The organism is Pseudogemmobacter sp. TB195 (assembly GCF_058313095.1).
The window spans coordinates 456763-469780 of the sequence record NZ_JBZEGG010000001.1; the positions used below are offsets into that span (position 1 = coordinate 456763).

The window sequence follows — 13018 nt, forward strand, 5'->3', positions numbered from 1 at the left end:
AGATGATCAGAAACATGCTTGCTGCCATATTGGCGCTGGCCCTTGCCGGGCCTGCGGCGGCTGATTGCTACGCAGATTACAAGGCCAAGAAAGATGACCCGTTGCAGCTCCACTATGGGGTGGCACAGGTTTCCGATGGCAATTGCTCTCCCGGCAAGGCCGGATCCGAGCTGAAACCCCGTCTTGCCGCCGGCGGCTGGACTTTGCTTAATGTCCTGTCCACTTTCGGGCCGGAGGGGCTGGATGAGAGGAAAGCGAATGCCGGGGCCTGGTTCCTTCGTTACTGACAGTCTGAAACAGGGCAACCGGGTTGTGACCTTCGGGATCGCCGGGATCGTGCTGATCCTGTTCGCGGCCGCCTTGCTCTTGTTCCTGAACCTGCCCGACGCCAATGCGTTCAACGCAAGGGTGGAGCGGATCTTTATTGAAAATGACGATCTGCGCAGCGGGGCCGAGATCCGGCTTCTTGAGATTCTGGCGGGGTCGGGAACCACTTTTTCCGAAGTTCTGACCAGCTATCGGATGGTGATTTTCGTGCTGCTGGTCTTTTCGTCTGCACTTCTGGTCGCGGCGCTGGTTTTCCTTGTGATGATTATCGTGCTGACCAAGAAGATCGGCGCGATTCAGCGGTCAGGCATCCAGGTCTCGTCGCTGATGATCTCGCGCGAGGCGCGCGCGGTCTATATCAACGACCTGGAATTCACCCTGACCGAGGCCGCGCTGGAGACGCTCTCTGTGCTGGCCGAGGCGCGGATGGATGATGAGGTGCTGACCGGGGTGCAGATTGAAGCGGTGATCTCGGGCCGGTCCGAGGCGGATTGCGAAGAGGCGGCAGGGGCGACGCGGGTCAAACGGCTCCGCGACGCGCTTGGCAATCAACTGGTGAGCGAGCTTCTGGTGAAGACCATTGCCCGGCGCGGTTATGTTTTGGCCGTTGGAAAGGAAACGATCCGTATGATCTGACCCGGGATTGTTGCCGTTTCCCGTGAGTTGGACCCAACAAATCACCTTGACGCCTTCTGGTTGTCTCAATCGGGCAGCAATCAGGAGGCGAACCCTGTCCAAAGATACTGAAAATTGCCCGGAATGAAACGCTACCTGAACACGCTCCTCTCTTTCGTTTTTTTCACGCTTTTGGGCGGCGCGTTTCTGCTTGCCGCGCCGCGCTTCATCCCGGACTGGCAGCCAGCCACGGGACTGTCCCCGGTTACTGGCCCCTCGGGCGGGGCGGATTTCACCGAAACCGTCAACGCGACGCTTGCCGCACCACGTCAGGGCGCGGCGCCGGCCATCCCTGGCCCGGGCGTCAGCGAGCATATCCTTGAGGTTAATGGCGTAAGCCGGACATGGTACGGCTATGACGGGGCGAAATCCGGCCAGATCGCGCCTGTCGTGATCCTGTTCCACGGCTCGGGCCGCAACGGGCGCGATATGCTGGCGCCCTGGCAGGCGATTGCAAAAAGCGAGGGCCTGATGCTGATCGCACCGGATGCCGTCGACAGCCAGGCCTGGTCGGCCAGCCGCGATGGCGTCGAATTCCTTGAGGCGGTTCTTGCCGATGCCGCCGATCTCTATGCGCTAGATCGCAGCCGGATTTATCTTTTCGGACATTCGGCGGGTGCCAATATGGCGCTTGCGCTTTCCGTCCGGCCGCCTGCGGGTGTGCGGGCGGTCGTGGCGCATGCGGGGTCACTTTTTGCGACCAGTCTGCCGGAGAATCCGGTGCCGGTCCGGATCTATGTCGGCGACAAGGATCGCCTGTGTTCTCTTGCCGAGGTGCGGCGCTCGGCGCAGCTTCTGGCCTCTGCCGGGCATCCGACCGACCTGGTGGTGATCCCCGGTCACGATCATTGGTTCTACGACGCGGCGCCCGCCATTGCCGCCGATGCCTGGGCCTGGTTCGCGGGAAAGTGACAGCTTTTTGTCATCCCGCCGTCATGGACGGCGGGCTAAGCAGCACCGATGATGCTTGCATCAGAGGGCCTGCGGCCCTACATGGCCGTTCTGGCCGTGTGGCCGTTGGTTCTCTGCTGCAACCCGGGGGGATTCGATGATCCAGACGCCCTATTACCTGATCGATCGCGCCGCGCTGGCGCGGAATATGGCGATCATGGATGAGATTCGCAGCCTTTCGGGCGCGAAATGCCTGCTGGCACTGAAATGTTTTGCGACCTGGCCGGTGTTTGACCAGATGGCGCAGCATATGGATGGCACGACCTCTTCTTCGCTTTACGAGCTGCGGCTGGGGCGCGAGAAGTTCGGCAAAGAAACCCATGCCTATTCCGTGGGTTGGGCCGATCACGAGATTGAAGAGGCGGTTGGCTATGCCGACAAGATCATCTTCAACTCGATCAGCCAGATGGAGCGGTTCGACAATCAATCGGCCCAGATCCAGCGTGGATTGCGGCTGAACCCACGGTTTTCGACGAGCGGCTTTGATCTTGCGGACCCGGCGCGGCCGTTTTCGCGGCTGGGTGAATGGGACAAGGCGAAGATCGAGCGGGTGATGGACCGGATTTCCGGCTTCATGATCCATTACAATTGCGAGAATCGCGATTTTGATCTGTTTGACAGCCAGCTCTCGCGGATCGAAGAAGAATTCGGCCCACTTTTGCGCCGTCTGAACTGGATCAGCCTTGGTGGCGGTATTCATTTTACCGGCGAAGGTTACCCGCTGAAAGCCCTGGCCGAGCGGCTTCGGGTCTTTCAGGACCGGTTCGGGGTCCAGGTGTTTCTTGAGCCGGGCGAAGCCTCGATCACCAACACGACCACGCTGGAAGTGACGGTGCTCGACGTGCTGAACAATGGCAAGGATCTCGCCATCGTGGATTCCTCGGTTGAGGCGCATATGCTCGACCTCTTGATCTACCGCGAAAGCGCCCGGATGGACGATACCGGGCCGCATCGCTTCATGGTTTGCGGCAAGAGCTGTCTCGCTGGCGATATTTATGGCGAGTATGGGTTCAAAGCGCCTTTGCAGATCGGCGACCGGATCTCGATCCCGGATGCCGCAGGCTATACCATGGTCAAAAAGAACTGGTTCAACGGCGTGAAAATGCCGTCCATCGTGGTGAAAGAGCTGGATGGCTCGCTCACCGTCGCACGCGAATTCGGCTATGCCGATTACCGGGACAGTCTCGGCTGAGGCCCAGACAGTCCCCCCTTCCCCAGCACTCAAGAGGAGGCGGTTTCCCCATGAAACGCAACGTGTTGATCATTGGCGCCGGTGGCGTCGCTCAGGTGGTGGCGCATAAGGCGGCGCAGCTGAATGACCGCCTTGGGGAGCTGCATATCGCCAGCCGCACGAAGTCCAAGGCCGAGGCGATCATTGCCTCAGTCCATGAGAAAAGCGCGATGAAAGTAGCAGGTCGCTTTGACGCCCATTCGGTCGACGCGATGGACAGCAAGGCGGTGGCGGCACTGATCCGCGCGACCGGGGCTCAGATTGTCATCAATGTGGGCTCTCCCTTCGTGAATATGACGGTGCTGGACGCCTGTATCGAGACCGGCATCGCTTATATTGACACCGCAATTCATGAAGATCCGACTAAGATCTGCGAGACGCCGCCCTGGTATGGCAATTATGAATGGAAAAAGCGCGAGGCCTGCAAAGCGGCGGGCGTGACGGCCGTTCTGGGCATCGGTTTCGACCCGGGCGTGGTTAACGTCTGGGCGCGTGCTGCGGCCGATATGATGGATAAGGTTACCGAGATCGACATCGTCGACATCAATGCCGGCTCGCATGGAAAGTATTTCGCGACCAATTTCGACCCTGAGATCAATTTCCGCGAATTCACCGGCACGGTCTATTCCTGGCAGGGCGGTGCCTGGCAGGAAAACCAGATGTTCGAGATCGGCAAGACCTGGGATCTGCCGGTTGTCGGTCCGCAAAAGGCCTATATGTCGGGCCATGACGAGGTTCACAGCCTTGCCGCAAACTATCCTCAGGCCGATGTGCGGTTCTGGATGGGCTTTGGCGACCATTACATCAACGTCTTTACCGTATTGAAAAACCTCGGGCTTTTGTCCGAGCAGCCGGTGAAGACCGCCGAAGGCCAGGAGGTCATCCCGCTGAAAGTGGTCAAGGCCGTGCTGCCCGATCCGGCAACGCTGGCGCCCGGCTATACCGGCAAGACGCTGATTGCCGATTTCGTCAAAGGCGAGAAAGACGGTCAGCCGGTCGAGGTGATGATCTACAACACCGCCGACCATAAGGAAGCCTACGAAGAGGTTGGCAGCCAGGGCATCAGCTATACCGCAGGTGTTCCGCCGGTTGCGGCTGCGGTTCTGATTGCCGAAGGCCTCTGGGATGTCGGCACGATGGTTAATGCCGAAGAGCTGGATCCGAAGCCTTTTATCAATCTTCTTAACGAAATCGGCCTGCCGACGCGCATCATCGACAAGGATGGCGACCGGTTGCTCAGCTACTGACAGCCAAAGAAAAACCCCCGCGAAGCGCCTGCTTCGCGGGGGTTTCTTTATGCTTTGATCAGAAATCGAGGTTTTCGACCGTCAGCGCGTTTTGCTGGATGAACTCGCGACGCGGTTCCACCACATCGCCCATCAGCTTGGTGAAGATATCGTCGGCCTCGGCCACATCGTCGATCTTCACCTGCAGCAGCGTGCGGGCCTCGGGGTCCAGCGTGGTTTCCCACAGCTGTTCGGGGTTCATTTCGCCCAGACCCTTATAGCGTTGCAGCGAAAGGCCTTTCTCGCCTTCGGCGAGGATGGCTTTCAACAGATCGCCGGGCCCGTGGATCATCTGCTCGCGATCCTTGCGCACGAGGCGGGCCGGATTGCGATAGACATCGCGATGGGTGCCGGCGGATTGCGCCAGCCTGCGCGCTTCGCCCGATCGCAGCACGGCCCCATCGAGCGTCCGCAGCTCTTCGACGCCCCGCAGAATACGCGACAGGCGGATGCCCTGGTCCTGGGTGATACGCCCCGACCAGCCACGCTCATATTCCAGCGCAACGAGGTCAAGCCGCCGCGCCACCTGATCCGCCACGGACTGGAGGTCACGATCTGCCGCGCCGGCCTCAAATGCCCCTGCCAGCGCCGCCTGTTCAAGGATCGGTCGCGGGTAGTGGGAGGGGAAGGCATCAAGGATCCGGCGGAACTGACGGGCGCCGTCAAGCACCCGCGCCAGATCGGCGCCGGCGATTTCCTCGCCCGTTGCCAGACGCAGGACAGCGCCTTCAAGTCCTTGTTCCACAAGATAATCATCCAGCGCGGCCTGGTCTTTCAGATAGACCTCGGACTTGCCACGCGCGACCTTATAAAGCGGCGGCTGCGCGATATAGAGATAGCCGCCCTCGATCAGCTCCGGCATCTGGCGGAAGAAGAAGGTCAGAAGAAGCGTCCGGATATGCGCGCCGTCGACATCGGCATCGGTCATGATGACGACTTTGTGGTAGCGCAGTTTGGCGATGTTGAATTCGTCACGACCGATGCCGGTGCCAAGCGCCATCACCAGGTTGCCGATTTCCTGGCTGCCCAGCATCTTGTCAAACCGTGCCCGTTCGACGTTCAGGATCTTGCCGCGCAACGGCAGGATCGCCTGGTTCTTCCGGTCGCGCCCGGTCTGGGCCGACCCGCCTGCCGAGTCACCCTCGACGAGGAAGACTTCAGATTTCGACGGGTCTTTCTCGGTGCAGTCCTTCAGCTTGGCCGCGTTGAAATTTACATCCATCGCCGTTTTGCGCCGGGTCAGCTCGCGCGCTTTTCGCGCCGCTTCGCGGGCCAGCGCCGCTTCGAGGATCTTGCCAACGATCACCTTTGCAACGGCAGGGTTCTCTTCAAACCACTCGCTCAGCTTTTCATTCACCAGGTTCTCGACCGCAGGCCGCACCTCGGAAGAGACCAGCTTGTCCTTGGTCTGGCTGGAGAATTTCGGATCCGGCACTTTCACGGAAAGCACGCAGGTCAGGCCTTCACGCGCATCATCGCCGGTAAAGTCGATCTTTTCCTTTTTCGCGATGCCCGAGCTTTGCGCATAAGAGGTGATCGTCCGCGTCAGCGCGCCACGGAAGCCCGCCATATGGGTGCCGCCATCGCGTTGCGGGATATTGTTGGTAAAGGGCAGGACGTTTTCGTGATAGGTGTCGTTCCACCACATCGCGACCTCGACGCCGATCCCGTTGCGTTCGCCGACGATATAGATCGGCTCGGCCATCACCGATTGTTTCGAGCGGTCGAGATATTTCACGAACTCCCGCACGCCACCATCGTAATACAGCTCGACATGCTGCGGCTCGGCGGTGCGCAGATCATTCAGCTCGATCCGGACACCCGAATTCAGGAACGCAAGTTCGCGCAGCCGGTGTTCCAGCGTTTTGAAGCTGTATTCAAGGTTGGAAAACGTCCCATCCGGGCGATTGACCTTGGCCGAGGCGAGAAACCGCACCTGAGTGCCACGTTTGCCGGGCGCCGGGCCCGCCTCATAGACATGCGTGGTGCATTCGCCGAATTCGAACCGGCCCTTATATTCCTTGTCGTCGCGCCAGACGGTCAGGTCGAGCCATTCCGACAGCGCGTTCACCACAGAAACGCCGACCCCGTGCAGGCCGCCCGAGACCTTATAGGCATTGCCGCTGTCATCTGTATTGTTGAACTTCCCGCCGGCATGAAGCTGGGTCATGATGACCTCGGCTGCTGAAACGCCTTCTTCTGCGTGGATGCCGACCGGGATGCCGCGCCCATTGTCGCGCACCGAGACGGAGTCGTCTTCGTGGATCGTCACCACCACTTCGGTGGCGTGACCGGCCAGCGCCTCGTCAATGCCGTTATCGACGACCTCATAGACCATGTGATGCAGGCCCGAGCCGTCATCGGTATCGCCGATATACATGCCGGGCCGCTTGCGAACTGCTTCCAACCCTTTGAGAACTTTGATGGAATCGGCACCGTATTCGGTGGTCTTACGGGCTTCGTCAGCCATACTCTCGTAACCCCTCAGATTGCTCGCGAGTTATAGCGGTTCAGGCCGGGAATGTCACGCATATGCCACAAGATTTTGTAGTCAGAGAAAGGGGATAAGCAGGGCTACGAGGATCAGCATAACCCCAGCCGCGATGTTGAGCCGCCGCAGCGCGGAGGGGCTTTGCAACAGCGCCCGCGCCCGGTCGAGAAACAGCGCGAGGGCAAGATTTCCGAGCATCGGCACGAAGGCGGAAATCGAGATGATCGCCAGTATGTCCCAGCGGTTCAGCTGATCAAGCGAGAAGAACCCTGGCAGCGCCCCCATATAAAACAGGATCGCCTTGGGGTTGCCGATCACCGCCGCAAGGCCGACGGTAAAGCCTGCGATCAGCCCGGGCCGCGTGAGCCGGCTGTCGGCGGTAACGGCACCGCCGGGCGCGCGCAGCAGCATGATCCCCATCAGGAGGAAAATCGCCGCCGCCAGCCAGCGCAGGATCTCGAGAAACCCGCCATATTGGCTGAGGATCCAGCTCATCCCCATGATTGCGGCGAAGGGCCAGGCCAGATCGCCAAGCGCCACCCCCACCGCCAGCGGCCAGGCCGCCGCAAAGCCACCCGAAAGCGCCCGCGCAAGCAATGCGACCCAGACCGGCCCCGGCACCGCCCAAAGCGCTGCCATCGCGCCGGCATAAACCAGCAATTGCCACAGGGTCACGGTCACAGGATCACTCCGGCAAGGTCAGGCTGCCATCGGCATTCAGCGGCCAGAAGGGGTTCATTGCCACTTCCCAGACATGGCCATCCGCATCGGCCCAATAGCCGGAATAACCGCCCCAGAACACTTTCTCAGGCGCTTTCAGCGCGGTTGCGCCCGCCGCCAGCGCCGCAGCATAGGCCGCATCAACTTCGGCCTCTGTCGCGAAATTCTGTGCGAGCGCCACGGCGCCGCTGCCAAGCGCTGCACCGGGCCGGCCCTGATCCGCCGCCAGTGCCTCGCGCCCGAACAGCGCCAGGGCCAGACCATTGATCTGGAAGAAGGCAACGCCCTCCTGGCTTTCGCCATGTTCCTGCCAGCCAAGTCGCGCATAAAAGGCCCGCGCGGCAGGCAGATCGGCCACGCCAAGGGTGATCAGGGTAACGCGTTGTGGTGTCATTGGCTCACTCTCGACCGGGTGCCGTCTGCGGCGACAACAAGTGTCTGCGCCCTTCCGCCAAGGCTGTCAAACAAGGATGCATCTGTCCCGGTCATCAGCGCCTGGGCGCCCAGTGCACAGATCTCGTCATAAAGCGCCGCGCGCCGGCCCGGGTCGAGATGCGCCGCCACCTCATCCAACAGCAAAACCGGCGCGAAACCGGTCTCGGCCGCCAGAGCACGCGCATTGGCGAGGATCAGCGAGATCAGGAGCGCCTTCTGCTCGCCGGTAGAGCACATCGCGACCGGCACGCCCTTGTCGCTGTAGACCGCCTCGAGATCGGCACGATGCGGCCCTGCCAGCGCCCGCCCTGCCGCCATATCCCGCCGCCGGCCCAATGCCAGGGCGGCGGCAAGATTGCCCTTGTCGTCTTCCGGGTGGCTCAGCCTGAGATCGGCTCGGGGAAAGGCCGAAACCGCCCCCGCCTGGGCCGCTTTGATCCGCTCCAGCACCGCGCTCCGGTTGGCGGCGATGATCTCGCCGGTCTCGGCCATCCGCGCCTCAAGCGCGGAATACCAGTGCGGGTCACTGACTTCGTCGCGAAACAGGCGGTTGCGCTGCCGCATCGCCTTTTCATAGGCCAGCGTGGCTTCGGCATGGTCGGGAAAAAACGACAAAGCCATGCGGTCGAGGAATTTGCGCCGCCCCTCGGCGCCTTCCAGCCAGAGCCGGTCCATCGCCGGGACCAGCCACAGAACCCGCATCACCTGGCCAAGCGCCAGCTGGGTCGTGGCCTTGTCATCAAGCCGGACCTGCCGCGTTCCGCCCGGTTCGGCCCAGGTTTCCAGCCGGTGCAACCCGCCCGGGCCCGATACATCCGCAGTGATTTTCCAGCCGATTGCTTCGGGCCGGCGGATGAATTCCTCAGACGTCGCCCCACGCAAACCGCGCCCCGGCGACAGAAGCGACACCGCTTCCAGAATATTGGTCTTTCCGGCGCCATTCGCCCCGGAAATCGCCACCGGTCTTCCGTCAAATTCCAGCCGCAAAGCCTGGTGGCTGCGAAAATGCGACAGGCTCAGCGTAGTGACCCAAAGCCCGCTCATTTTCTGTCCCTAAATATCCCGGGGGTGTGGGGGCTGGCCCCCACCTTGCGGCCCGAAATCAGACGCGCATCGGCATCACAACATAGACCGCCGATGTATCATTGCCTTCGCGCATCAGCGTCGGATCGCCTGAAGAATTGAACAGGAACACCGCATTCTCACGATCCACCTGGCTGGCAATCTCCAGCAGGTATTTCGCATTGAAACCGATTTCCAGCCGCTCATCGGCATAGGCGACGGCGAGCTCTTCCTCCGCCGCACCGCTGTCCGGCGCATTGACCGAAAGCACCAGCCGATCCTCGTCAAGCGACAGCTTCACCGCGCGCGAGCGCTCTGACGACACCGTCGCCACCCGGTCAACCGCTTTGGCGAATTCGCTGGCGTCGACCTCAAGCCGGCGGGTGTTATGCTGCGGGATCACGCGGGTATAATCCGGGAAAGTGCCGTCGATCACTTTCGAGGTCAGCGTGATCGCCGGGGTCGCGAAGCGGATCTTGGTCTCGGAAACCGAGACCGCGATTTTCGCCTCATCATCATCAAGCAGCTTGCGCAGCTCGTTGACGGTTTTGCGCGGCACGATCACGCCTGCCATCTCTTCGGCGCCTGCCGGCAGCGGCGCATCGATCCGTGCCAGCCGGTGACCATCGGTCGCTACCGCGCGCAAGACCGGTCCATCATCGCCGGTCGAGACATGCAGATAGACGCCGTTCAGATAATAGCGTGTCTCTTCCGTCGAAATCGCGAATTTCGCCTTGTCGAACAGCCGGCGCAGATCGGTGGCGGGGGCCGAAAAATTCGTACTGTATTCCGATGACGCCATCACCGGGAAGTCTTCTTTCGGCAGCGTCGCCAGGCTGAAAGTCGAGCGCCCTGCCGTGATGGTCAGCCGCCCCGAGGCGCCATCCTCTGACAGGTTGACCAGCGCGCCATCCGGCAGTTTCCGCACGATCTCATGCAGCATGACCGCCGAGACCGTGGTTGCTCCGGCGCGTTCGACCATCGCATCGGTCCGGTCGACCACCTCGATATCCAGATCGGTCGCGCGGAAGGACACCTGGGCGCCTTCAGCCTCGATCAGCACATTGGCAAGGATCGGGATCGTATTACGCCGCTCGACAACGGATTGAGCCTGAGCCAGCGCCTTAAGAAGCGATGCGCGTTCGATCGAGAGTTTCATTCGTCCAAATCCTCTTGCCCGCATTCAGGGCGCACGAAGCGAGCCGGGAAGCCCGGTTGCCTGTTTTGCCCGACTTTGCGAAGCTTTGCCAGTCTCGTCAAGACCGAGCCGTATCCATCTGGCGCAACCCGGAGTTTTTAAAAACTCCGGGCCGATTTCTTGCAAGAAATCGGGCGGTCAGCCCTGCAACAGCCGCTTGAGCAACTGGATGTCATCAGCAAGCTGGCTGTCGAGCGCCGCCAGTTCCTCGATCTTCCGCACGCCATGCATGATTGTTGTATGGTCACGTCCGCCGAAACGGCGGCCAATTTCCGGCAAAGAGCGCGAAGTCAGCTGTTTCGACAGATACATTGCCACCTGACGCGGCCGCGCGATGGTGCGCAGGCGCTTTGGCCCGATCATATCCGAGAGCCTGATGTTGTAATGCTCGGCGACCTTGCGCTGGATCTCCTCGATCGACAGTTTGCGATCCGAGGCGCGCAGAATGTCGGCGAGACAGTCCTGCGCCAGTTCCAGGGTGATTTCACGCCCAACCAGCGAGGCGAAGGCGTAAAGTCGGGTCAGCGCGCCTTCCAGCACGCGAACATTGGTCGTGATACGATGCGCGAGGAACTCCAGCACGCCATGGCTGATCGCGAGCCCGCCATATTGGCCACGGTAGAATTCGGCTTTCTGCTGCAGAATACCGAGGCGCAGTTCGTAATCGGTCGGATGCAGGTCAACCACCAGGCCGCATTGCAGGCGTGACTTGATCCGGTCTTCCAGATCCTTGATCTCGCCAGGCGCGCGGTCGGCCGAGATGATGATCTGCTTATTCTGATCTACCAGCGCGTTGAACGTATGGAAGAACTCCTCCTGGGTGGAATCCTTGCCGGCGATGAATTGAACATCATCCACCATCAGCACATCGACCGAGCGGAACAGCGATTTGAAATCCATCACCTGTTTGTCGCGCAGCGCTTGGATGAAACGATACATGAACTGCTCGGCCGAAAGATAGAGCACCTTCAGATCCGGTTTCTGCTCGCGCAGCTCATGCGCGATGGCATGCATCAGGTGGGTTTTGCCGAGACCAACGCCGCCATAAAGAAAAAGCGGATTGAAGGTGACCGGTCCGCCTTCGGCCACGCGGCGCGCGGCGGCATGGGCAAGCTCGTTCGGCTTGCCGACCACGAAACTTTCAAAGGTGAAGCGACCATCCAGCGGGGCGCCCGGCAGATCATCGTCCTGGGGCGCACGGCCGCGGGTCTGTGACGCAGGGGCTGCGACTGCCGGTCTGGCGCTCGCCGCACGCTCGGCAGAGGTGGACGCGGCAGGGCGCGGGGCTTCAGTGCCGACGAGGAATTCAAGCCGCTCGACCAGAGCGCCAGAGGTCAGCAGCTGATTGCGGATATGGTCGCCATAGTTGCGTTGCACCCAGTCTCCGAAAAACGGAGTGGGGACCTCGAACAGCGCTACACCGCCCTCCAGCTGTGACAGCCGCAGGGGTTCGATCCAGGTTGTATAATTATTTCGTCCGACCCGGCTGATGAGACCTTCGCGGATCTGCCCCCAAGTTTCATTCGTCATTCTAACCAGACCTGCCCAATCAACTCACCGTTCCGCCCGATGCGGCACGGTCGAATTCGCGAGACCCGACCTTTTGACCACCGCGCCGGAAAGGCTGCGAAGGTCAGAGGGTCATCCTCCGCCGCAGGGCAAAACATAAGACATGCCGGGCAGACCTGCTGCACCGGCCGGGCACCAGACAAAAGCCAGAGTTTTGGCTCTATCCGGTTGAACACAAACTGAAATCCCCGATCTTGTTGGCTGGCAGCCCAAAGTGTCGGTTGTGATATCAGGTTTGCGACATTTCCCTGTCCCCCAGGACGAAGTGAATCGCCTGGCAAAGGTAGCAAGCCGTGAGCGCGCTCTGCAACTGAACAACTCGCTTGACACAGAGTCCGTCGGGGCGAATCCTGAAGAGGCGGCAGAAGCGCTACGTTCTCTGGCTGTCAGAGGCCATGTCAGCAGCAAAATCCCGCCCGAAATCCGACAGTGTGGATATTTTTCCCGTGCGGGATTGACCCCCCATACGGCGCCTGGGGAATCGCTTTATTAACGTGGCATGAAGAGGGCTTCGCGCCGCGCCTGCGCTGGATTGGTGCTGGCCTGGCTTCGGGCCGGGAGACAGGGCACAAAACCGGGAACGGAAAAGGGCGCGATCCCTGCGGATCGCGCCCTCAAATTCCCAGATACGCCGGGACGGTGAACCGAATTCAGGCGGTTGCGCCGGTGGTTTTCACGCGGGCCGAGAGACGCGACATTTTGCGCGCAACGGTGTTCTTGTGCAGAACGCCCTTGGTCACGCCACGTGCCAGCTCGGGCTGAGCGGCTTTCAGAGCGGCGGCTGCAGCAGCCTGGTCGCCCGAAGCGATGGCTTCTTCAACTTTGCGCAGGAAGGTGCGGATGCGCGAGCGGCGGGCTTTATTCACGTCATAGCGTGCTTCGGCCTGGCGGGCGCGTTTTTTCGACTGGGCGGTATTTGCCATGGGCTTTGTCCTTCGGATATCAAACTTTAAATGCACTAAACCCGATGGCCCCGCCCATATGGCCAAAACTGGCCCGGAGGACGGGAATCACAAATGCCTAAGCGGGCCCACGCGCATGTCTGACGGGGCCTATACGCGAAAGGCCCCGGC

The 13018-nt window shown here is 61.0% G+C and carries 12 protein-coding genes; 5 read left to right on the forward strand and 7 right to left on the reverse strand.

The features are described from left to right. Nucleotides 1–2: 2 nt before the first annotated feature. The 5 genes from AC4FS3_RS02160 to AC4FS3_RS02180 all read left to right on the forward strand — a co-directional run bounded on the left by AC4FS3_RS02160 (nt 3) and on the right by AC4FS3_RS02180 (nt 4431). Nucleotides 3–287 (forward strand): hypothetical protein, encoded by a 285-nt coding sequence (locus AC4FS3_RS02160; RefSeq protein ID WP_491019167.1) that lies wholly within the window; start codon nt 3–5, stop codon nt 285–287. Next, nucleotides 259–963, forward strand: a complete 705-nt coding sequence (locus AC4FS3_RS02165) for a winged helix-turn-helix domain-containing protein (RefSeq protein ID WP_491019168.1) — start codon at nt 259–261, stop codon at nt 961–963. Before AC4FS3_RS02160 ends, AC4FS3_RS02165 begins: the two co-directional genes overlap by 29 nt. 123 nt (nt 964–1086) lie before the next feature. Beyond that, on the forward strand, nt 1087–1914 hold the full coding sequence (locus AC4FS3_RS02170) for a CE1 family esterase (RefSeq protein WP_491019169.1): 828 nt from the start codon (nt 1087–1089) through the stop codon (nt 1912–1914). Nucleotides 1915–2050: 136 nt separating this feature from the next. After that, the gene (locus tag AC4FS3_RS02175) at nt 2051–3145 is read left to right on the forward strand and encodes a carboxynorspermidine decarboxylase (protein ID WP_491019170.1); all 1095 of its coding nucleotides are present in this window, start codon (nt 2051–2053) and stop codon (nt 3143–3145) included. 50 nt (nt 3146–3195) lie between these two features. Continuing rightward, complete coding sequence (locus AC4FS3_RS02180; RefSeq protein WP_491019171.1) at nt 3196–4431, forward strand: saccharopine dehydrogenase family protein; 1236 nt, start codon at nt 3196–3198, stop codon at nt 4429–4431. Nucleotides 4432–4489: 58 nt separating this feature from the next. Here AC4FS3_RS02180 and gyrB read toward each other — a convergent pair whose 3' ends face one another. From gyrB to rpsT, 7 genes are all read right to left on the reverse strand, one after another. Next, nucleotides 4490–6940, reverse strand: coding sequence for a DNA topoisomerase (ATP-hydrolyzing) subunit B (gene gyrB, locus AC4FS3_RS02185; RefSeq protein ID WP_283176508.1), 2451 nt, complete (start codon nt 6938–6940; stop codon nt 4490–4492). Nucleotides 6941–7021: 81 nt separating this feature from the next. Next, nucleotides 7022–7642: a LysE family translocator gene (locus AC4FS3_RS02190; protein WP_198835307.1), complete on the reverse strand. Its 621-nt coding sequence runs from the start codon at nt 7640–7642 to the stop codon at nt 7022–7024. A 4-nt stretch (nt 7643–7646) separates the two neighbouring features. After that, entirely contained in the window at nt 7647–8075 is a 429-nt protein-coding gene (locus AC4FS3_RS02195; protein WP_491019172.1) for a VOC family protein, read from the reverse strand. Then, nucleotides 8072–9160 carry a DNA replication/repair protein RecF gene (gene recF / locus AC4FS3_RS02200; protein WP_491019173.1) on the reverse strand — a complete coding sequence of 363 codons (1089 nt, stop codon included), beginning with the start codon at nt 9158–9160 and terminating at the stop codon, nt 8072–8074. Before recF ends, AC4FS3_RS02195 begins: the two co-directional genes overlap by 4 nt. A gap of 58 nt (nt 9161–9218) precedes the next feature. Beyond that, complete coding sequence (dnaN, locus tag AC4FS3_RS02205; protein ID WP_092900182.1) at nt 9219–10337, reverse strand: DNA polymerase III subunit beta; 1119 nt, start codon at nt 10335–10337, stop codon at nt 9219–9221. Between the two features lie 177 nt (nt 10338–10514). Then, entirely contained in the window at nt 10515–11906 is a 1392-nt protein-coding gene (gene dnaA / locus AC4FS3_RS02210) for a chromosomal replication initiator protein DnaA (RefSeq protein ID WP_491019174.1), read from the reverse strand. A 689-nt stretch (nt 11907–12595) separates the two neighbouring features. Further along, nucleotides 12596–12868: a 30S ribosomal protein S20 gene (gene rpsT / locus AC4FS3_RS02215; protein WP_283176504.1), complete on the reverse strand. Its 273-nt coding sequence runs from the start codon at nt 12866–12868 to the stop codon at nt 12596–12598. Nucleotides 12869–13018: the final 150 nt, after the last annotated feature.